Raw genomic sequence first — 20,563 nt, 5'->3', positions numbered from 1 at the left:
GCGGAATTATATCGTGTTAAGATAAGACTATCTTTGATCTCGCGGTAATAACCTTCATGAAAAACAAAGTCGTTCCTTCTCAGGAAACACAACAAGAAGCGATGAAAATCGCCAAAGCGACACAAAAGCCAGGCCAAACTAAAGAACAGACTAAATTGATTGCTCAGGGAATCGAAAAAGGCATCGCTCTGTACAAAAAGCAGCACAAAGATAAAGCTCGCCAAGCGGATAAAGCCAAGAAAAAAGCACAAAAAGCCAAGCAAGCTCAACACTCTGCTATCGTCCAGCCAGAAGCCGAAACAGTGACAACGGTAGAAGCGCAACCAAAAACCAATATGCTACCATGGGCATTATTAGCCCTCAGTTGGATTGGTTTTATTATTTATGTCACTCACATTTAGCCAGCTGTGCTTCATCGCTCTGTCGATTACTTTACTCGCAGGCTGCACAGCCCCAATCTCTCAACTCAATAAGGATGCCAGCAACGTCCAGATCAGAATGGACAGCAGTTTCAATCCCGCGAACTGTCAGTGGCAGGGCGATCTAACTGGCAGTGAAGGTCACTGGTACACCTACCTGTTCTACCCTAATGATGTCATGGTTCAGGGAGCGGTTAATCAGATAAAAAATCGCGCCAGACAGTTGGGCGCGAATACCGTTTATGTCGTGTCACCACAGGACTTCACGACATCATTTACTTTACTGGGCAGCGCGTATGACTGCGCTGGCGAAGATTAAGCACTGAATCCTAGGCTGGCAGCAATATCAGCCTCTCTGTCTAATACCCATTGGCTGTCAAAAGGCCCCCAGTCCGATAATTGATAATAACCATCGTTGTGCCGACGACCATCTTGGATGAACATCAGTTCAATACCAATACCAGGCAATGCTTTGATGACATCTTGAATCGTCCGGCGAGGCCAGCCCGTTTTCTCGATCAGTTTGGGCACGTTTGGTCGTTCGAGGTTTTGAACCAGTAATGCCAAATATAAGCGTCTTGCAAAAACAGGACTCAATTCCATTGATACCTCCTATAAATTTCTAGAGTCATTATTTCTGTTTTGCTATGCGGTGTGTTGCGTTTGATCAATAACTCATCGATCCTCAACTTTTGAAACACATTTTTTTTGTTAGATGAAATATATCTGAGACACTTTTGTCTCTGATTACAGTTCCTGCTAGGATGCCAAAAAGCTTCTAATAACTTTATATAAGTCACTCTCAAAGGTTTAACTATGACAATCACCATGTACGGAATTCCGAACTGCGACACCATCAAAAAGGCTAAAAAATGGCTGGAAGCAGAAGGCGTGGAGTTCCAATTCCATGATTACCGTAAACAGGGCGTTGATAAGCAAATGGTTGAAACATTTTGCCAGCAACTAGGCTGGGAAAATGTGCTTAACAAACGCGGCACAACTTTTCGTCAGCTAACTCAGGAACAGAAAGACAGTCTGAACGAAACCAACGCCATTGATCTGCTGGTAGAGCAACCGGCAATGATCAAACGCCCAATTTTAGTCTCTGGTGATGACTACCATCTTGGCTTTAAAGCCGATCAATACTCAGCCATTTTCTCTTAAGCAAAAGGAATTCAAGGATGACAGACAGCCCTACTTTGGCACTTGCAAAAGACTTAATTAGCCGCCAATCGGTAACACCTGTGGATGCAGGTTGTCAGGATGTGATGATTGAACGCCTGAAAGCTTTAGGATTTGAAATTGAAGTGATGGTGTTTGAAGACACCACAAATTTCTGGGCACGTCGTGGCACAGAAGCACCGCTGTTTGCGTTTGCCGGCCACACTGATGTCGTGCCAGCGGGTAATGTCGAGCTATGGGATACGCCTCCATTCGAACCAACTATGGTTGACGGCTACCTACACGGTCGCGGAGCCGCCGACATGAAAGGCTCTCTCGCTAGCATGATTGTTGCTGTTGAGCAGTTCATTGCCGAAAACCCTGACCACAAAGGTTCAATTGGCTTTCTGATTACTTCAGACGAAGAAGGCCCGTTCATCAATGGCACAGTCCGTGTTGTCGAAACCCTAATGGCGCGCGGCGAAAACATCGACATGTGTATCGTCGGTGAGCCCTCCAGTACAGAAATAGTGGGCGATGTGGTCAAAAATGGTCGCCGTGGTTCCATCACCGGAGACTTAACTGTTAAAGGCATCCAAGGACACGTCGCTTACCCGCACTTGGCGAAAAACCCAGTGCATCAATCGCTCCTCGCCATTCATGAACTGGCTTCCACTGAATGGGATAAGGGCAATGACTACTTCCCACCAACCAGTTTCCAGATCCCGAATGTGCATGCAGGAACCGGTGCATCTAACGTGATCCCGGGTGAGTTCAATGTTCAGTTTAACCTGCGTTTCAGCACCGAGCTTAACAACAACATGATCGTTAAGCGCGTCACTGACACTCTCGATAAGCACGACTTAGACTACGAGCTTAAATGGACCTTCAACGGCGACCCATTCCTGACAGATACTGGCGCACTTCTCGACGCTGTGGTTGACGCCGTTGATACCGTTAATCAAACCAAACCGGCTCTACTCACCACTGGAGGTACCTCCGATGGCCGCTTTATCGCCCGTATGGGTGGTCAGGTAGTGGAGTTAGGCCCGGTTAACGCAACTATCCATAAAGTGAACGAGTGCGTGAAAGTGGACGACCTTGAAAAGCTGACCAAGATGTATCAGAAAACACTGGAGAATCTTCTGGCGTGAACATAACCCCTGAGCAGCTGACTGGCAAAGTTTCGACTCACCTGACTGACACTATGTTTGGTCATAAGGTTTTCGCCGTTCACCCTAATGTCGAAAGCGATTTACAGGCTTTGCGACAGGCAGCGGTTCAGGCAGGTTTCAATCTCAATATTGCCAGCGGGTTCCGCGATTTTGAGCGCCAGAAAGCCATCTGGAACAGAAAGATGGCTGGTCAAACAGCCATTCTTGATCAAAACAGCCAACCTCTAGATAGCCAAAGACTTTCTGATTCAGAAAAGATTATGGCTATCTTACGTTGGTCTGCACTACCGGGTGCCAGTCGCCATCATTGGGGATGTGACTTCGATGTATTTGATCGCAGCAGTCTACCTCAAGATATCCAGTTGCAGCTTGAGCCTTGGGAATACTTAACGGGCCATCAGGCAGAGTTTTACCGTTGGCTCAAAGAGTCGCTGACTGAATTTGGATTCTTCTTTCCATATGCAAGATATCAGGGCGGTGTCGCAGCAGAGCCATGGCACATTAGTCATGGCGCAACCGCATCGTCTTGTTTATCTCAGCTTAGTCTGGAGACACTTCAAATAGAGCTGATAAACAGCGGTATACTGGGTGAGGAAGTGGTGTTGTCGAATCTCGAAACGATCTACAATCAATTTATCACCAATATCTCCAATGAGGTGGATTAATGGAACTACTCACCAACCCTTGGGTGATCATCTTTATCGTCTTGAGTGTCATCATAGGTAATATTGCCGCGCTGAAATACACAGCCAAAATGAAGTTTGGACAAACGGACAAAAAAACTCGCTCGCAGGACAAAGAGCCCACTGAGCAAAAAGGAAAAAAAGACCCGCAATAATACGGGTCTTGTTTATTTAAGATGCGCTATTTGATGTGATCCCAAGAAATATTGGAGACAATTCGGCATTCATCGCACTTAAAGTGGAAAATGTCATGCAGTGGCTCATCCAATAACCACTCTCCGCCGCACTTAGGGCATTTACGCTGTTTTTCATCTTTCAGACTTTTGCCACCGACTCGGTACTGATAGTAATAGGTCGGAATATCCGTCACATATTCGATCCGACCACGTAAATCCCAGCCACGCTTGAAAAGGACACTGTCGGCATCACAAATTTCATGTAGTGCCGCATGCTCTGCTCGGCAAGCACCAGCCATCTGGATTTCATCGCACGCCTGCCACTCAGTCTGCCATTTGATGACCGCTTTATGGTCGCCATTGAGTGTCGGGCCATTACGATAAAGAGGGATTGGCAGTAAACTTTCACCACTGCGCAAAGGCGAGCAGGTATGCACATAAGTGGTGTAGAGCACCTGCCACTCAGGTGTTGTTTCTTCTGCCGCTTGCTCTGAATTCAAATCTCGTCCAAGTAAACGAGCCTTAGGTGCCAGTAAGCACGCTTCTGCCAAACGTTCGATGCAAACATTAACAAAATCCGAATGGTATTTAGGGTGCAAACTTTCCTGCTCAGGGCACACTACTCGAACAAAAAACTCCCCTTCCCCCATCACGATAGGGAACTCACGCCCAAGTACCTGACCGTTATAACGCAACGCATCCATCAGGCCATTAATCGCTTTATCGACAGCAGAAATTGTGGTGTTATCAAAACACTCAAACTGTAATTCAACAACGTACATGGTTATACCGCAGGCTCTAGGTTAGCCAAAAACTCCGCTACATTCTCGGCAAGCACATCACGCTTATCAGTACCCAAACGTTCGAGAATAACGTTGCCTGTCAGATTACAAATGGAAATCACGTCCAATTCCGCATCAGTTGCTGCGATGAAAACCGTTGGCTTCAGTTTCAGACGACGCTGAGTGACAAGGTGGCCAAGAATGTTTTCCTGCAAACGAACAAAATCTTCATCACTCCATACCTGAAGTAGCGTCAGTTCATTGCCGTTCCAAGTCGCCTCCATATCCGCACTGTACTGCGAACCATAGAAGGTTTTAATGTCTTGATGGAGTGTCAGTTCGATACCGTTTTCAACATTAGTGAAATCCGCTGGATGCTCACGCTCATCTGCCTGCCATTCAACATAGTCAGTCTGCTTTGCTTCAACGCAAGGTGACACGAGATCCACCAGCTCTTCGCTTCTTGGCAAATGTCCATGGGTGTCAAGACAGCTCTGACGGTACTTTTCACTGAACGAGCGCAGCGCTTGCAAGGCAATTTCAGCCATTAGATTCTCCAATTGAGTCTTCGAATGTTCGCTTTTAACGACAGGATTGCGTAAAATTCTCGCCATTCTAATCCAAATCTATGCAAAGTATGAGCAAATATTCTGACGCAAAGGAACTGGCGGGATTAACGCTCGGTCAAAAAACCGAATACGCCAACCAATACGACGCTTCATTACTTCAACCTGTACCTCGTAGCTTAAATCGCGATGATCTTAATCTAGGTAATGCTCTACCATTTCAAGGCTGCGATATCTGGACTCTGTATGAGCTGTCTTGGCTTAATGAAAAAGGCTTACCCCAAGTCGCAATTGGCGAAGTATCGATCCCAGCGACCAGTACCAACTTGATTGAATCCAAGTCTTTTAAATTGTATCTCAACAGCTTTAACCAAACCCGCTTTAGTTCATGGGATCAGGTTGAACAAGCATTAGCAAAGGATCTCTCCCACTGTGCTGGTGAAGAGGTTTCAGTCACTATTCGTTCTGTCGTCGACTATACCGACAGCGTGATCGTGACAATGGACGGCGACTGCATTGATGATCAGGATATTGAGATTGAGAGCTACGAGTTTGATACCAGCTTGCTAGAAGGTTCGGTTGAACAAGAACACGTCTCGGAAAGTCTGCATAGCCACCTTCTCAAATCCAACTGTCTGATCACCAACCAGCCAGATTGGGGAAGCGTTGAGATTCAGTATCAGGGTCAAAAAATCAATCGTGAAGCTCTGTTACGCTACCTAGTGTCATTCCGTGAACACAACGAGTTCCATGAACAGTGCGTTGAGCGTATCTTCACTGACATAATGAAATACTGTCAGCCAGAAAAGCTAACCGTCTACGCTCGTTACACACGACGTGGTGGTCTGGATATCAACCCTTACCGCTCAACGGAACAAGCGCAGCCAACTCATAACCAACGTATGGCTCGCCAATAAGGATTACATTTAAGGATGCAGATTTTGCGCTGGGAACGTTTGTTTGGATTATTGATTTTATTACTGTCATCTCAGGTGATGGCTTCTACTGTCTATTCATCAGCCATGCTTAATGAAGCCAGCTCTCTGGTGGATATCGTACCTAAGCAATCCAAGCAACTTGCAACTAATTATCTCGCCCAGCGCAAGCTGACTAACCAAACCGAGCAGAGCCCGTCCGCCATTTCTCGGGATGATTCCGACAGTCGGGTCAGAACACCTGGTGGTACTATTGACGCACTGAAAATTCTTGCCCGTGCAGAATTCAACTTAGGTAACCCTGATGCTGCACTGAAATACCTCAACGAAGCTCAAGCGCTAACCACCACTTACCTACTCCCCTACTTAAGCCTTGATTTACAATTACTCGAAATCCGCTTGCGCTGGAAGATAGACGGAGATGCGGAAACGGCGAGAAAAAATATCACTGAGGTTGAACAAGCATTTGATGCTATCCAAAATCCAGAACAACTGGCCAAGGGACTCCATTACCAGCTCATTATGCTGAAAGCTGATATTGCATCAGCGGAAGGAGAGATAGAACTTGCGAATCGGTTATACAAGGGTGTGATCCCTTATATTGAGCAGTCCAATAACAAGCATACGGTGATCGCTTATCACATTGCTTTGGGTAAACACTTCCTTACCCACAAACTGTACAACAAAGCCCTTTCTGAATTACTAACCAGTTATTGGAGCGCAATTGAAGATACCTCAGGCATACAACTCGCAGAAGTTAACCGCCTTTTAGGGCAATTGTTCTATGAACGACGCGTATTAGATAAAGCCACCGATCATTTCTCACAGGCTGCAGACTTCTACGACAATTATGAAAATTCGCCTATTTTGCCTCCAATTCTCAAACGTATGGGTGACATTTACTATCATCAAGGCAAATATAACCTCGCTTTAGTACACTACTTCAACGCTATCGATCATGAACGTATCCAGAACAACATAGATAACGTCATCGACATCCGTTTAGCGCTTGCCGCCACCTATTTACAATTAGTAAATTTTCCCCTTGCAGAGCAATACCTTGAGCGTGCCGAGGAGCTGCTGACCTATGTCGATATTCCCAAACTTAAAGCACAAGCTCTATTGTTAGAAGCGGGGCTGGCTTCCCACCAAAGGCACCCGAAAGAAGTGGTCACAAAAGCCACGAAAGCTTTGAACATTGCGATTGAAATCGAAGACCTTTCGATTCAGAAGCATGCCTATCAGATGCTTAATATTGGTAACGAACTACTTGGCAACTACAAAGCGGCATTAACATACCTCCAGCAATACAACGCGTTGTCCAACATTGAACAACAGGAACTGGCGTTGATCAACGAGGATGATTTTAGACAACAGAAAGATGTGGTTGAACAGACACTTCACCTCGTGGAGCAGAAAGAAAAACTGGAACAAACTGAAAACGAATATCGTAAGTTCCAAAAAATTTCCTTTACGCTATTTGTCACCTGCGCGCTGTTATTTATCTTTTTACTGCGCCGCGGTCACATCATGAGTGTGCAAAAAGAGGAGATAGATGAACTCAACGACAATCTCTACACACACTCCCGTTCAGGGCTGAAAAACCTTCGCATGCTCAATGCTAAGCTGCCTGCCTCATTGGAGGCCAGTAGCCATAAGTTTGAGAAATGGCATGTCGGCGAACTGATCCATGAACCCCTAAATGATCGACTGCGCTTTGTCATGGTAGACATCCCTTTTCTGCGCAATATGTATTTGCAACATGGCTATGCAGATGGGCTCAAGCTTGAGAAAGCCCTCGGTCAGTTCCTCCAAGAAAAGGTCCAGCGCCCGGCAAGGATATATCATTTCTCCGATGCAAACTTACTTTACATCGAGCCCAATAGTGACAATACTGCCCAGCCAGAACAAGTATTTGAAAAGGTGCAGAACTGGGTGGATGAATTTGCTCAAAAGTATGCCCTCAATAATATTATTCGTATGGGTATGGCTGATTACCCATTTTTGCCACGTGCTTATACCGCCATCAATGATAAAGAACTACTGGACATTTTACTGATGTCGACCAGTGCCGCCCGCACTTTAAGTATGAAAGAACACTCTAGCCAGTGGGTGTATTTGAAAGCGATAGAGAACGCGCCTGCAGCCAGCCTGGCAACAGGAAATATACGTAAAGCATGTAAGCATTCCATCAGTCAGGGATTGATAAAAGTGCACTCTTCTTACAAGAATGAGGAGAGCATCAAAAAATTATTAAAAGATGAGTAAAAGCTACTCAAACAGCTCGGATTGAGCGTGACGCGGTAATTTTATTTGTTATTATCGTTTGATTAATTAATAAGATTTTTTGGATCTTATCTTCATAAGCATAGATTTTCATGGGCGTCCTCGAGCAAGATATTCAGTCACAGCTGCACAATCTGAAATCTCAATTAGAGCAAGTTCGATTGACACAAAGAGATACCTCGTTCAAATTTAAAAGAGAGCAAAAGGTATTGAAGCGCATCATTGCATCACTCAGTGACGCATGTCGTAGTGAAGATCCAAGACTCAAATCAGGGCTAACAGAACTAAGACAAGCCATAGAGCAACAAAAAGATGTCAGTGCCCTTATCCCGAAGTTGGCAGTGCTTGAGCGTTTACTCAAGCAACAGAGTGTGGCGATGGAAAAACAAACCGAGCATCTGGACTCCCAGATCAAACACAGTGGCGAAACCCTGCTACGAGTGACAGGCCTACCGGCAAAAGTGAAACGTGACCTACGCGATTTGCTCAGCTATTCAAATGGCGTCGAGCGACCAAAAGCCGACTCAGCGATGAAGTTACTCGCGATTTACGAACGCTCCCTAAAAATCATCACATCCAACCCTGATACAGCCATCAATCAGATTACGAATAGTGCTGACAAAGAACTGCTATTGCGCCTTTCTGACGAACTGCAACACGTCATTACCGAGTTAGATTTCGAAGGTGAATCTGGCGACTTGCTCTCGGATATCCGCGCTAAATTACTGCTTGGAGTCAATACCCATGTGTTGATTGAATTAACTTTGCAGGTTCTTAAGTTGGTCATTGACGGAACCAAATATGAGCGCAAAACCTCAGAGCAATTTTTAGAACAAGTGAATGCGTCTCTCTCATCAACACTGAAAAGCTCCTCTCAGAATGTCGATCAAAGCCAAACCTATTTTGAACACCGTCAGGAAATGAATAGTGAGCTAGATGATCTCGTTTCAGAAACCAAAGCAAAAGTGGATGACGCCAGCTCTCTAGACTCGCTGCAAACGCAGCTCAACCCATTGCTTGCTAAACTCAGCTCTCTTTCTGAGCGTCTTCATCACGCCGAACAACGTGAACAAGCGCTGATTGACCGTATGAGTTATGGAAAAAATCAACTGGAAGCCTTGTTCGAAGTCACACAAGACTACCGTCGTCGCCTTGAAGATCAAGCTCAACGAATCCTGCTCGACCCTCTTACCAAAGTATACAACCGTACCGCTTTCAATGATCGCCTAGAACTGGAATATCGACGCTGGATACGGTCACAAAACAACTTACGTATTATCTTGCTCGATATTGATGGTTTTAAGGCGATCAATGATAGCTTTGGCTACACGGCTGGCGACAAAGCACTGAAGATTATTGCTCGCACGATAAAGAAAGAGCTGTCTGATACTGATACTGTCGCGCGCTTTTCAGGTGAAGAGTTTATTGTACTAATGCCAGACGGCTCTGATAATGACTGCTTTAGTACCATCCAGAATATTCAAAACAAAGTTGCCAAGCTGCCGTTCAAATTCAGAGAGCAGAACCTCGTCATCACCATGTCCGCTTCGAGCACAGGCTTTAAAGAATCAGACACTCCTGAAGAAGTGTTAGAACGCCTAAACCGTGTCCTCAACGAAGCCAAGACGATTGGTCCAAGTCAGCTTGTCTGGAAATAACCCTACTCTTCCTTCTTTCAGAAGCCATTCATGTCGTGATTGATGTAGATATATCAATCAGTTAGCCTTTTATATCTGTCAAAGCGTGCTAAGCTTGTTAGTACCTCTCGCTTTTATATTCCCAATTACCCCTAAGGTATATGCAGAGGCACAACAACTATAAGAAAGGTTTTGCAGAGAAGCTTTCTCTCATCAAGGAGGTCACTATGATCACTCATATCAGTCCGGCTGGCAGTATGGATCTGCTTTCTCAACTCGAAGTTGAGCGTCTTAAGAAAACGGCCGCCAGTGATCTGTATCAGCTCTACCGAAATTGTACGCTTGCGGTACTAAATTCTGGTAGCCACACAGATAACTCCAAAGAACTGCTCGATAAATACAAGTCATTTGACGTCAATGTTGTCCGCCGAGAGCGAGGCATTAAACTCGAATTAAGCCATGCCCCAAAACATGCATTTGTTGATGGGCATATTATTAAGAGTATTCAAGAACATCTATTTTCTGTCTTGCGTGACATTGTTTATGTCAACATGCACCTTGCAGACAATCAGCGTTTGAACCTCACCAACCCTAGCCACATTACGAATTTGGTGTTCGGCATTCTGCGTAATGCTGGTGCGCTTACCCCCGGTATAGAGCCTAACCTTGTTGTTTGCTGGGGCGGACACTCAATCAATGCCACTGAGTATCAGTACACCCGAGAAGTGGGTCATGAACTCGGCCTACGTGAACTTAATATCTGCACCGGTTGTGGCCCAGGTGCAATGGAAGGCCCAATGAAGGGGGCGGCGATCGGTCATGCGAAACAACGCTATTACGAGCAACGTTATCTGGGCTTAACAGAGCCTTCGATCATTGCCGCTGAGCCACCAAACCCTATCGTCAATGAATTGGTGATCATGCCCGATATTGAGAAGCGCCTTGAAGCTTTTGTCCGTATGGCGCATGGCATTGTTATCTTTCCAGGTGGGGCAGGAACCGCTGAAGAGCTGCTGTACATTCTCGGCATAATGATGCACCCAGACAACGCTCACCAACCTCTGCCTATCGTTCTCACAGGGCCGAAAGAGAGCGAAGAATATTTCCGCTCCATTGATCGTTTCATCGGGGAAACCTTAGGTGAAGATGCACAGCATCACTATGAGATTGTGGTTGATGACCCAGAAAAAGTGGCTCAAATCATGAAGCGCGGCATGTCAGATGTTCGCCAACACAGAAAAGACACTGGGGACGCTTACAGCTTCAACTGGTCGCTAAAGATTGAACCCGAGTTTCAACTGCCTTTCGACCCAACACACGACAACATGGCAAGCCTTGACCTGCATCTCAATCAACGACCCGAAAACTTGGCAGCTGCTCTTAGACAGGCCTTCTCTGGCATCGTAGCAGGTAATGTAAAGGCAGAAGGTATTCGTGAAATTGAACGTCATGGCCCATTTGTACTCGATGGCGATGCCACTCTGATGAAGAAGATGGACAAATTGCTACGTGACTTTGTTGAGCAGGATCGCATGAAGCTCCCAGGTGGCAGTGCCTACGAACCATGCTATCAGATTAAGACAGCCTGATCGCCGCTGGCAATCTATTTTTCATGCTTTACAATAAGGGCTCTTAGCCCTTATTTTTTGATTTTTATGTCTATTCATCTTGTTATTATCGATGCATTGAACCTCATTCGGCGCGTCCACTCAGCACAGCCCGATCCTAACGATATAACAAGAACTATCACCACAACCACGCGTACGCTGAACCGTATTATCAGCGAATCACAGCCAACACATATCATCGCGGTTTTTGATCATCACCTACAGGAGAGAGGTTGGCGCGCAGAGGTATTACCTGAATACAAACAAAACCGAAAACCTATGCCAGAGCCTTTACTCAATGGATTGGATGCTATTCAGGAAGCTTGGTGGGAACTAGGGATCGATTCATTGTTGTCAGAAGGTGATGAAGCGGATGATCTTGTAGCCACACTCGCAATGAAAGTGGCAAAGCATAACCAAAAAGTGACCATCATTTCGACAGATAAAGGCTACTGCCAGCTACTATCGCCTACCTTACAGATCCGTGATTACTTCCAACATCGCTGGCTTGACGAGCCTTTTATTGAAAAAGAGTTTGGTGTGTCTCCCTCTCAATTGGCCGACTTCTGGGGCTTAACAGGAGTCAGCTCTAGCCAAGTTCCCGGCGTCCCTGGTATTGGACCAAAAGCGGCTAAAGAGATCCTCAATCAATTTGATGACATAGAACAAGCTTATGCCTCTGAGCAACTAGCGACCAAATATCGTAAAAAACTAGAGACACATATCGACTCAGCACGCCGATGTAAACAAGTTGCCGCGTTAAACACGGATATTGAATTGGGTTTTAATCTGCAGGATATTCGCTTCACAGGTCCTACTAACCATGCCCCTAGGGGGTAAACTCAACTTATTGATTACAGAGAATATGTTAATGAAATCTGTTGTGAAATGCTTTTCTTTCACATAGTGAATATTCACATATTCAATACCACACTCAATATTGATTACCTTTCAACCAACATCACAGCACTACTGACAAATTGCTTTATTTTTCATAGCTCCAATAACGAGGAGCATAATAATGAAAAATACTATTTTACTCAGTCTTGCTGTTGTCTTTTCGCTACCAGTTACAGCACAAACCTGCGGACAACACTTAGACGTGGGTTTACCTTCCTATCATTCAGATCAAGTTCTTTGCCGCAGCGGCTACGCTGTAGGTTACAACTATCAGAAAAAAAACGCCGATTGGGTTGCTTATCACATCACAGCAGAGAGTGTGAATGCGAGCTATAAACGCAGTAACAGCTTTAAAGAAGATACTGAGCTACCAGACTATGCACGCTCAACTCTCAACGATTACAGCGCTTCAGGCTATGACAGGGGCCATCTTGCTCCCTCTGCCACCATGGACTTTAGCCAAGAATCCATGACGCAAAGCTTTTTAATGAGTAACATGTCACCTCAACTACCGGGTTTTAATCGTGTTGGCTGGCGAATACTGGAAGAGCATGTACGAGATTTAGCCAATGAGTATAATGAGCTTTATGTGATAACAGGCCCAATTTATCGGGGAAATGAAGCGAGTATTGGTGATAATGTCGTTATTCCAAGTGCTTTTTATAAAGTCATTCTCGACCCATACTTTAATGATGCCATTGCTTTTGTCGTTCCACATCGTGATGTTTCCAGCAGCGAATTAGTCAACTTTGTCACAACTGTTGATGATGTTGAGCAGCAGACTGGCTTGAATTTCTTCTCCTTGATTAGCGATAGTGTTGAGGAAACGATGGAGTCCCAACTCTGGGAAATGTGGCCAACACCAGAATAAACAGTAAAGCAAACGCCCTTGCTTTAAAGCAAGGGCGTTATGCTGACTGACGAGATTCTAGATCGGTTTTCTCTTTAGGTTTGAGTGGTTAACTCAACCATCATCTGAATATGAAGCTCATCATCGTTTAAACATGGAATGAAGTTAAAAACTTCTCCTCCTTCCTCAAAAAATATCTCCTGACACTGCTCTGAGATCTCTTCTAAGGTTTCTAAGCAATCGGCGGAAAAAGCAGGCGTCATAATATCGAGCTTCTTAATCCCTTTTTCAGGCAATTTTTCTAGCGTTTTATCCGTATATGGCTGCAACCATTCCTCTCGGCCAAATCGAGATTGATACGTCATCCCAATCTGGTCTTTACTCAAACCTAACTCTAGTCGTAGCAACTCAGTGGTTGTTTCACAATGCTTTGGATATATATCCCCGTTATCAGCGTAACGTTGCGGGATACCATGATATGAGCACAGTAAATAGTCACCGCGTCCTTTATCTGCCCAAGAGCGTTTCACACTATCAGCCAACGCTTTAATGTAGGTAGGGTGGTTATGATAATCGCGAATAACTTTATAACCAGGCATCACGGGAAGCTGTTTAAAGGCTTTGGTGAGACCATCCGATACGGCAGCCGTGGTTGTGCTTGAATACTGAGGGTACAAAGGGAGGACTATTACCTCTTCTACCCCTTTTTCTATCAGTGATTCAAGCCCTGACTGAAGGCTAGGATTTCCATAAGTCATCCCCAATTCAACAGGAATATCGATAGATCTCGCGAGTTTTTCTGCTTGGCGCTTGGAGTAAACAAGGAGAGGAGATCCCTCTTCCATCCAAACCGTCTCGTACAGTTTGGCAACTTTCGGTGAACGTATTGGTAAAATAACGCCATGGAGAATCGGGCACCACACCCAACGAGTCATATCCACAACCCTTTGGTCATGCAAGAACTGACTGAGAAAACGTTTTACTGCCGGAGCTGTAGGTGCATCTGGTGTACCCAGGTTAACCAATAATACACCTTGTTTTTTATTATTTTGCATAGAACCCTATCGACACTTTAAAAGAGGCTTTACGTTTGAAACTTCTTTATCGATCAATGTGTAGCGATAAAAAAAGCGACCCAGATAGGTCGCTTTCACTATAACAAACTTTTAAATTCTGCCGTTAGAAAAATTAAGCCAGTGCTTTCTCAATATCAGCACTAACTTCAGCAACTTGCTTAGTACCATCGAACTTAAGGTACTTAGTGTTACCAGCGTCAGCTTCTTTACCGTAGTAAGAGATTAGAGGTGCCGTTTGCTCATGGTACACGCCTAGACGTGCACGTACTGTCTCTTCTTTATCGTCATCACGTACAACCAGATCTTCACCGGTAACATCGTCTTTACCTTCAACTTTAGGCGGGTTGTAAACAACGTGGTAAGTACGACCAGAAGGTAGGTGAGCACGACGACCAGCCATGCGCTCGACAATAACGTCATCAGCTACGTCAAACTCAATCACGTAGTCTACATCAACGCCCATCTCTTTAAGGCCATCAGCCTGAGGAATTGTGCGTGGGAAACCATCAAGTAGGAAGCCTTTTTCGCAGTCATCTTGAGCAATACGCTCTTTAATTAGGCCAAGGATGATTTCATCAGAAACTAGCTGACCAGCGTCGATTACAGCTTTCGCTTGTTTACCAAGCTCTGTACCCGCTTTGATAGCAGCACGTAGCATGTCACCAGTAGAGATTTGTGGAATACCGTATTTCTCCATGATGAATTGAGCCTGTGTGCCTTTACCCGCACCTGGAGCACCTAGAAGAATGATGCGCATGTTGAATCCTCTTAAGATAATGATGATTTATACCGAAGCTCACTATGGTGTTCATAACAAACAACAGCCTTAGCTCACGGTAAGTTTCGGTATAACTGTTCTTTCAATTGACAATAAAACGGGCGTGCACATTACACGCCTGCTCACTTTGTTTCAAGATTGCATTCTATCACACAATCTGTTCGCGTCGCTCAGCTTACGACTAAAGAATGCTTAAACACTCACATTAAGCTGCAAACTTACGTTGTTTTATTCACGATTAGCGCAAATAAATCAAAAAGCCCGCATGATGCGAGCTTTTTGTTACCGTTTGACTATTAGCCCTTAGTCAAAAGCGAGTTGATGGCACCTACAAATTGAGATGGATCTTCCATCGAGCCGCGCTCTGCCAGCATCGCTTGCCCAAGAAGCACCTCCACCCAACGACCAAATGCTTCTTCATCAGCTTCATCTGCCATTCGCTTGACCAGCTCATGGTCTGGGTTAATTTCGAAGATGTACTTCACTTCAGGTGCAGCCTGACCAGCGGCTTCAAGCAACTTCGCCATTTGTGTACCCATTTCAAAATCATCGGTCACAACAACCGCTGGTGTTGAAGCTAGCTTGAACGTAGTACGTACTTCTTTTACGCGTTCGCCTAAGTAGTCCTTCGTACGCTCAACAACAGACTTAAACTCTTCTTCCGTCTCTTTCTGCTTTTCTTTTTCTTCTTCGTTCTCAAACTTGCTCAGGTCAAGGCCTGCTTTAGTGATCGACTGGAACTGCTTACCATCAAACTCTGTTAAGTAGTTCATCAACCACTCATCGATACGATCAAACATCAGAATGACTTCGATGCCTTTTGCTTTGAACTGCTCTAAGTGAGGGCTGTTCTTCGCAGCAGCGTAGCTATCTGCTGTCAGGTAGTAAATCTTGTCCTGACCTTCCTTCATACGCTCAACGTAAGAGGCTAAACCGACCGTTTGCTCCGAGGAATCCACTTCTGTAGAAGCAAAACGCAGCAGACCAGCAATTTTTTCTTTATTGCTCATGTCTTCTGCTGGGCCTTCTTTCAATACAAGGCCAAACTCTTTCCAGAACGACTGGTATTTTTCTTCGTCATTTTTTGCCATGCGCTCAAGCATAGTAAGCACACGCTTAGTACATGCGTTTCGCAGAGATTGCGTTACTTTATTATCCTGCAGTATTTCACGCGACACGTTTAGTGGCAGATCATTTGAATCTATTAGCCCTCGAACAAAACGTAAGTATGAAGGCATGAACTGCTCAGCATCATCCATGATAAATACGCGCTGCACATACAGTTTGAGGCCTGATTTATGGTCGCGGTTCATCATATCCCATGGCGCTTTCGATGGGATATACAGCAAGCTGGTGTAGTCGTTCTTACCTTCAACACGGTTATGGCTCCACACAAGTGGGTCAGCGAAGTCGTGTGAAACATGTTTGTAGAACTCTTGGTACTCTTCTTCAGAGATATCAGATTTGTTACGTGTCCAAAGAGCTTGAGCTTTGTTGATTTGCTCCCACTTCTTCTCGCCCGTTTCTTTGCCCTCTTCGTCGCGCTCTGCAGTTTGAATCGCAACAGGGATACCAATATGATCCGAGTACTTGCCGATCACTTCACGTAGACGCCACTCGTTAAGGAACTCTTTGCCTTCATCGCGCATGTGCAGAATGATATCCGTACCACGAGACTCTTTTGAAATAGTCTCAATGGTGTACTCACCTTCGCCTGCCGAATGCCACTGAACCGCTTCCTCCGCAGGTAGATTTGCTGCGCGAGTACGAACGGTTACTGCGTCTGCAACAATAAACGCAGAATAGAAACCGACACCAAACTGGCCAATCAATTGAGAATCTTTAGACTGCTCTTCAGACAGTTTTGAGAAAAACTCAGCGGTACCTGACTTTGCAATCGTACCCAGATGTTCGATGACATCATCACGACTCATCCCAATACCATTATCAGAAATAGTCAGCGTATTTGCTGTTTCATCAAATGACAGCTTTACACCTAATTCAGCATCGCCTTGATATAAATCAGGATTAGATAGTGCCTGAAAACGCAACTTATCTGACGCGTCTGATGCGTTTGAAATCAGTTCACGCAAAAAGATCTCTTTATTGGAATAAAGAGAATGAATCATTAAATGAAGTAGCTGTTTTACTTCAGATTGAAAGCCACGAGTTTCTTTGTTTTGTGTTGCTGTATCGCTCATGCTAACTCCATAACATCTATATTTATCGACCGTCCACATTGTCAACGAGGTCGATACTGATATAACCTGCAAGCTAACATGAGGGTGACAATTGTAAATTCAAGGTCAAAAATCATAAAAACAGTGTTTTTTAGGTATAATCTTGACTATTCTTGCACCTCTAAAAAAATCAAAAAAACTAAACGTTACCTCCCTGCAACAGGGAATTTGCGCATCTGATGAAACTTATACAACAATAATGGCCATATCTAATGAGTAACATAGGCACTAAGTTCAATCTTGCTAACAGATTCACTTTTGACCCCAATACGAATTCTTTGGTGGACAAATTAAACGACAATGAAATCATTCGTCTGGGAAGTAATGAAAGCCGAATTCTGCTTTTACTATCAGAAAAGCCTAATGAAATCGTATCCCGTAATGAGCTGCATGACTTTGTTTGGCGCGAACAAGGCTTCGAAGTGGATGACTCAAGCTTAACTCAAGCCATATCAACTTTGCGTAAACAGCTTCAGGACTCAACTAAATCCCCCCAGTATGTAAAAACGGTGCCAAAGCGCGGCTATCAACTTATCTGTCCTGTTGAGCGTACTACTCCGTTTATGAATAGTGATACATCTTCAGTAGAAGAAAGGATAGAAGAGCCTGAAGAACTGGTGAATGAGTTGACGGCAGAGCCACAGGTAGTTGACATAAATCCCCTCCCGGTAGCAGCTCCAACACCACAGACTGCTACTCAGAATAAAGCAAGACCAAAATGGGCAATACGTATCATGCTGTTTGTGGCGATATTATTGCCTCTCTGTGTGATTTTGTTTACCAACCCCGCTGAATCTAAATTCCGTCAGGTTGCGGTCTACGACAATATCCCAGTCAAAACCCCAATCAGTCATCCTGATCTGAGTCAATGGTACCCATCCATTAAGCAGTGCGTAAAACGCTACAATTCTGCTCATGCGACAGTTGCTCCGGTTGAAGTGATTGCAACGGGTGGTCAAAATAATCAACTAGTGTTGAATTACATTCATTCACTAGACAGTTCAGGTGAAAATATCACGGTTCGTATTTTTGCTGACCAACAAGATCTCAGTAAAGTTTGCCAATAGGAATAATGATATGAATCAGAAAATTGCAGCTGGATTACTTGCTCTATCAGCGCTATTGAGTGGCTGGCTTTACTGGGGAAGTGATCTGAAAGTTGAGCAAGTACTCACAGCGAAAGAATGGCAATCGAAAATGGTGACCGTGATAACAGACAGCCTCCAAGAAGAGTCCGTAGGCCCACTTCGTAAAGTGGATGTGACGTCTAATGTCAAATACCTACCTAATGGTAGCTATATGCGTGTTGCTACTGTTCGCTTATATGCCAACAACACAGAAAGTGAAAACATCATCAACATTTCTGAAACTGGCGAGTGGGATATTAGTGATAACTACTTGCTGGTATCGCCCATCGAGTTCAAAGATGTTTCTTCAGCCCAAAGCAAAGATTTCACTGCAGACCAACTCAAGCTCATCACACAGATCTTTAAAATGGATGCGCAACAGAGTCGTCGTATCGATATTGTCAATGAGAAAACGTTGCTTCTAACTAGCTTAAGTCATGGTTCTACTGTACTTTTCTCTAACTAACTTCGACCAAAGGGGAGCATGACGCTCCCCTAACTTCCTCTAAATCATATGGATTGGATTCACTCAATTGGGCTGTTGATTGGCTCATTTATCTCAAACACGCTTGCTGCTCTGTCTGGCGGTGGGGCCGGACTCCTGCAATTCCCATTGCTCATTTTCTTTGGTTTACCTTTTTCGGTCGCCCTAGCCACTCATAAAGTTGCAAGTGTTGCTCTGGGTATCGGCGCAGCGTTTACTCATATCAAGCAAAGAACCATAGACATCAAAGTCGCTTTCTTTTTAGTTATTGTCGGTAGCGTAGGGGTCATCATCGGTGCGAATATCGTGCTAATGATTCCAGAACCGCTTGCTGAAACTATGCTGGGCCTGATGATTTTAGCGATAGGTATTTACTCTCGCTTCAAAAAGCAACTAGGTCAGCAAGAACTTCCAATCAATCGTCATGCTCGAGGTTGGATATTGGGCGGGTTAGGGCTCATTTTTATTGGGATAATTAATGGCTCCCTCACTGCCGGTTCGGGGCTGTTAGTTACCATATTCTTAGTTCGTTGGTTTGGATACAGCTACAAACAGGCTGTAGCTTTAACCATGATATGCGTCGGCTTGTTTTGGAATGGAATAGGCGGTGCTGCAGTGACCCAAGCTGGTGCCCCCATTTATTGGCCATGGTTGCCTATCTTATTACTCGGTTCTTTCCTTGGTGGCGGACTAGGAGCTTACCTAACCACTCGTTATAGTAATCAAGTAATTAAGGTTTGTTTTGAATTGCTGACCTTCGCGGTTGGCATTAAGTTATTAATGTGAGTGATTATGAACAAAGCCAAAATTGATATTTATTACTGTCGCCAATGTAACTGGATGTTGAGATCCACTTGGTTATCTCAGGAATTGCTGCATACCTTCAGTGAAGAAATCGAAACTGTCTCTCTGCACCCTGATACGGGCGGCCGCTTTGAAATTCACTGTAATGAGCAGCTTATCTGGGAAAGAAAGCAAGATGGGGGCTTCCCAGAAGCGAAAACACTCAAACAAAGAGTCCGAGATATTATTGATCCTGAAAGAGACCTAGGACACTCTGACAGTAAGTAACAAGTGCCCGCTTTCACGGGCAGACTTTATAGTTTTACCGAGGCTAGCAACTGCTCATCGAAGGTGATGACTTTTAACTCCCCTTCTTCATAGAGACCAAAACTAGGCTCAAAGCCGTTACGCGGGAAGGTCACTGAGCCTGGGTTAAAGATTATTTGCTCTCCTTGCCATTCAGAGACAGGAACATGCGTATGGCCATGAACGATTGTATCACCGTGCTGCAGAGTGGGTCTTTTATCCGCATTAAACAAATGGCCATGCGTCAGAAACAAACGCTGACCCGTTTCTAATAAAACCCACGCATAATCCATCATCATTGGAAAAGACAGTAGCATCTGATCGACTTCACTGTCGCAATTGCCTCTAACAGCGATGATTTGCGCAGAATAATGGTTAAGTCGTTGAGCTACTGCCGGAGGGTTATAACCCTCTGGAATGGGGTTCCTCGGTCCATGGTTAAGAAGGTCACCCAATAAAACTAGATGTTGTGCTCCGGAATTTTCGAATTCAGTGAGCACTTTTTCTGTTGCCGGCAAACTTCCGTGCAGGTCTGAGGCAAAAAACAACTTCACGACATTATTTCCTCAATAAAACTGAGGCTATTGTACGG

General features: G+C 44.7%; 23 protein-coding genes. 16 read left to right on the top strand and 7 right to left on the bottom strand.

Going from position 1 to position 20,563, the window contains the following annotated elements; translation table 11 throughout:
- Window positions 1–56: 56 nt before the first annotated feature.
- Complete coding sequence (locus tag CTT30_RS03760) at window positions 57–401, top strand: DUF2956 domain-containing protein (RefSeq protein WP_252036075.1); 345 nt, start codon at window positions 57–59, stop codon at window positions 399–401.
- Window positions 385–738: a DUF4156 domain-containing protein gene (locus CTT30_RS03755; protein WP_252036074.1), complete on the top strand. Its 354-nt coding sequence runs from the start codon at window positions 385–387 to the stop codon at window positions 736–738. The genes CTT30_RS03760 and CTT30_RS03755 overlap by 17 nt, the downstream gene beginning before the upstream one ends.
- Here the strand turns inward: CTT30_RS03755 and CTT30_RS03750 are convergent.
- Window positions 735–1,022, bottom strand: coding sequence for a winged helix-turn-helix domain-containing protein (locus tag CTT30_RS03750; protein ID WP_239837592.1), 288 nt, complete (start codon window positions 1,020–1,022; stop codon window positions 735–737). The genes CTT30_RS03755 and CTT30_RS03750 overlap by 4 nt on opposite strands.
- Window positions 1,023–1,235: 213 nt before the next feature.
- On the opposite strand from CTT30_RS03750, the gene CTT30_RS03745 reads away from it, so the two are divergent.
- The 4 genes from CTT30_RS03745 to CTT30_RS03730 are packed head-to-tail and all read left to right on the top strand — an operon-like array spanning window position 1,236 to window position 3,593.
- Entirely contained in the window at window positions 1,236–1,583 is a 348-nt protein-coding gene (locus tag CTT30_RS03745; protein WP_239867512.1) for an ArsC family reductase, read from the top strand.
- Window positions 1,584–1,600: 17 nt separating this feature from the next.
- Window positions 1,601–2,734, top strand: coding sequence for a succinyl-diaminopimelate desuccinylase (gene dapE / locus CTT30_RS03740; RefSeq protein ID WP_252036073.1), 1,134 nt, complete (start codon window positions 1,601–1,603; stop codon window positions 2,732–2,734).
- 2 nt (window positions 2,735–2,736) lie between these two features.
- The gene (locus CTT30_RS03735) at window positions 2,737–3,420 is read left to right on the top strand and encodes a M15 family metallopeptidase (RefSeq protein ID WP_252036597.1); all 684 of its coding nucleotides are present in this window, start codon (window positions 2,737–2,739) and stop codon (window positions 3,418–3,420) included.
- Entirely contained in the window at window positions 3,420–3,593 is a 174-nt protein-coding gene (locus tag CTT30_RS03730; RefSeq protein ID WP_252036072.1) for a DUF2897 family protein, read from the top strand. Before CTT30_RS03735 ends, CTT30_RS03730 begins: the two co-directional genes overlap by 1 nt.
- Before the next feature lie 26 nt (window positions 3,594–3,619).
- Here CTT30_RS03730 and CTT30_RS03725 read toward each other — a convergent pair whose 3' ends face one another.
- Together CTT30_RS03725 and syd are read right to left on the bottom strand one after the other, a co-directional pair.
- Window positions 3,620–4,396, bottom strand: a complete 777-nt coding sequence (locus tag CTT30_RS03725; RefSeq protein WP_252036071.1) for a Zn-ribbon-containing protein — start codon at window positions 4,394–4,396, stop codon at window positions 3,620–3,622.
- Window positions 4,397–4,398: 2 nt separating this feature from the next.
- Entirely contained in the window at window positions 4,399–4,944 is a 546-nt protein-coding gene (syd, locus tag CTT30_RS03720) for a SecY-interacting protein (protein WP_252036596.1), read from the bottom strand.
- Between the two features lie 89 nt (window positions 4,945–5,033).
- Here syd and queF point away from each other — a divergent pair, with 89 nt between their 5' ends.
- From queF to CTT30_RS03690, 6 genes are all read left to right on the top strand, one after another.
- The gene (queF, locus tag CTT30_RS03715; RefSeq protein WP_252036070.1) at window positions 5,034–5,879 is read left to right on the top strand and encodes an NADPH-dependent 7-cyano-7-deazaguanine reductase QueF; all 846 of its coding nucleotides are present in this window, start codon (window positions 5,034–5,036) and stop codon (window positions 5,877–5,879) included.
- Window positions 5,880–5,894: 15 nt separating this feature from the next.
- A complete protein-coding gene (locus CTT30_RS03710) occupies window positions 5,895–8,165 on the top strand; it encodes a tetratricopeptide repeat protein (protein WP_252036069.1) in 2,271 nt (756 codons plus the stop codon).
- 110 nt (window positions 8,166–8,275) lie between these two features.
- The gene (locus CTT30_RS03705) at window positions 8,276–9,841 is read left to right on the top strand and encodes a GGDEF domain-containing protein (protein WP_239837567.1); all 1,566 of its coding nucleotides are present in this window, start codon (window positions 8,276–8,278) and stop codon (window positions 9,839–9,841) included.
- 206 nt (window positions 9,842–10,047) lie between these two features.
- A complete protein-coding gene (ppnN, locus tag CTT30_RS03700) occupies window positions 10,048–11,409 on the top strand; it encodes a nucleotide 5'-monophosphate nucleosidase PpnN (protein WP_239867489.1) in 1,362 nt (453 codons plus the stop codon).
- A gap of 66 nt (window positions 11,410–11,475) precedes the next feature.
- Window positions 11,476–12,267 (top strand): flap endonuclease Xni, encoded by a 792-nt coding sequence (gene xni, locus CTT30_RS03695; protein WP_252036068.1) that lies wholly within the window; start codon window positions 11,476–11,478, stop codon window positions 12,265–12,267.
- A 181-nt stretch (window positions 12,268–12,448) separates the two neighbouring features.
- Window positions 12,449–13,198 (top strand): DNA/RNA non-specific endonuclease, encoded by a 750-nt coding sequence (locus CTT30_RS03690; protein WP_252036067.1) that lies wholly within the window; start codon window positions 12,449–12,451, stop codon window positions 13,196–13,198.
- A 74-nt stretch (window positions 13,199–13,272) separates the two neighbouring features.
- On the opposite strand, the gene hemH is transcribed toward CTT30_RS03690, so the two are convergent.
- The 3 genes from hemH to htpG form a co-directional block, all read right to left on the bottom strand.
- On the bottom strand, window positions 13,273–14,232 hold the full coding sequence (hemH, locus tag CTT30_RS03685; protein WP_239867478.1) for a ferrochelatase: 960 nt from the start codon (window positions 14,230–14,232) through the stop codon (window positions 13,273–13,275).
- Between the two features lie 133 nt (window positions 14,233–14,365).
- The gene (gene adk / locus CTT30_RS03680) at window positions 14,366–15,010 is read right to left on the bottom strand and encodes an adenylate kinase (RefSeq protein ID WP_239867474.1); all 645 of its coding nucleotides are present in this window, start codon (window positions 15,008–15,010) and stop codon (window positions 14,366–14,368) included.
- A 317-nt stretch (window positions 15,011–15,327) separates the two neighbouring features.
- Window positions 15,328–17,232 carry a molecular chaperone HtpG gene (gene htpG / locus CTT30_RS03675; RefSeq protein ID WP_252036066.1) on the bottom strand — a complete coding sequence of 635 codons (1,905 nt, stop codon included), beginning with the start codon at window positions 17,230–17,232 and terminating at the stop codon, window positions 15,328–15,330.
- Between the two features lie 251 nt (window positions 17,233–17,483).
- On the opposite strand from htpG, the gene CTT30_RS03670 reads away from it, so the two are divergent.
- Genes CTT30_RS03670 through CTT30_RS03655 form a run of 4 tightly spaced genes read left to right on the top strand, consistent with a single transcriptional unit; the run spans window position 17,484 to window position 19,953 of the window.
- Entirely contained in the window at window positions 17,484–18,338 is an 855-nt protein-coding gene (locus CTT30_RS03670; RefSeq protein ID WP_252036065.1) for a winged helix-turn-helix domain-containing protein, read from the top strand.
- 10 nt (window positions 18,339–18,348) lie between these two features.
- A complete protein-coding gene (locus CTT30_RS03665; RefSeq protein ID WP_239837559.1) occupies window positions 18,349–18,864 on the top strand; it encodes a regulatory protein ToxS in 516 nt (171 codons plus the stop codon).
- 48 nt (window positions 18,865–18,912) lie between these two features.
- Window positions 18,913–19,668, top strand: coding sequence for a sulfite exporter TauE/SafE family protein (locus tag CTT30_RS03660; protein WP_239837558.1), 756 nt, complete (start codon window positions 18,913–18,915; stop codon window positions 19,666–19,668).
- Window positions 19,669–19,674: 6 nt separating this feature from the next.
- Window positions 19,675–19,953, top strand: coding sequence for an Rdx family protein (locus CTT30_RS03655; RefSeq protein WP_252036064.1), 279 nt, complete (start codon window positions 19,675–19,677; stop codon window positions 19,951–19,953).
- A gap of 26 nt (window positions 19,954–19,979) precedes the next feature.
- Here CTT30_RS03655 and yfcE read toward each other — a convergent pair whose 3' ends face one another.
- Entirely contained in the window at window positions 19,980–20,525 is a 546-nt protein-coding gene (gene yfcE, locus CTT30_RS03650) for a phosphodiesterase (RefSeq protein ID WP_239867460.1), read from the bottom strand.
- Window positions 20,526–20,563 lie beyond the last annotated feature (38 nt).

Origin of the sequence: Vibrio coralliilyticus (assembly GCF_024449095.1) — a bacterium.
Lineage (GTDB): Bacteria > Pseudomonadota > Gammaproteobacteria > Enterobacterales > Vibrionaceae > Vibrio > Vibrio coralliilyticus_A.
The sequence above is the reverse complement of the archived record's forward strand: the minus strand, read 5'-3'. Positions and strand labels throughout refer to the sequence as shown.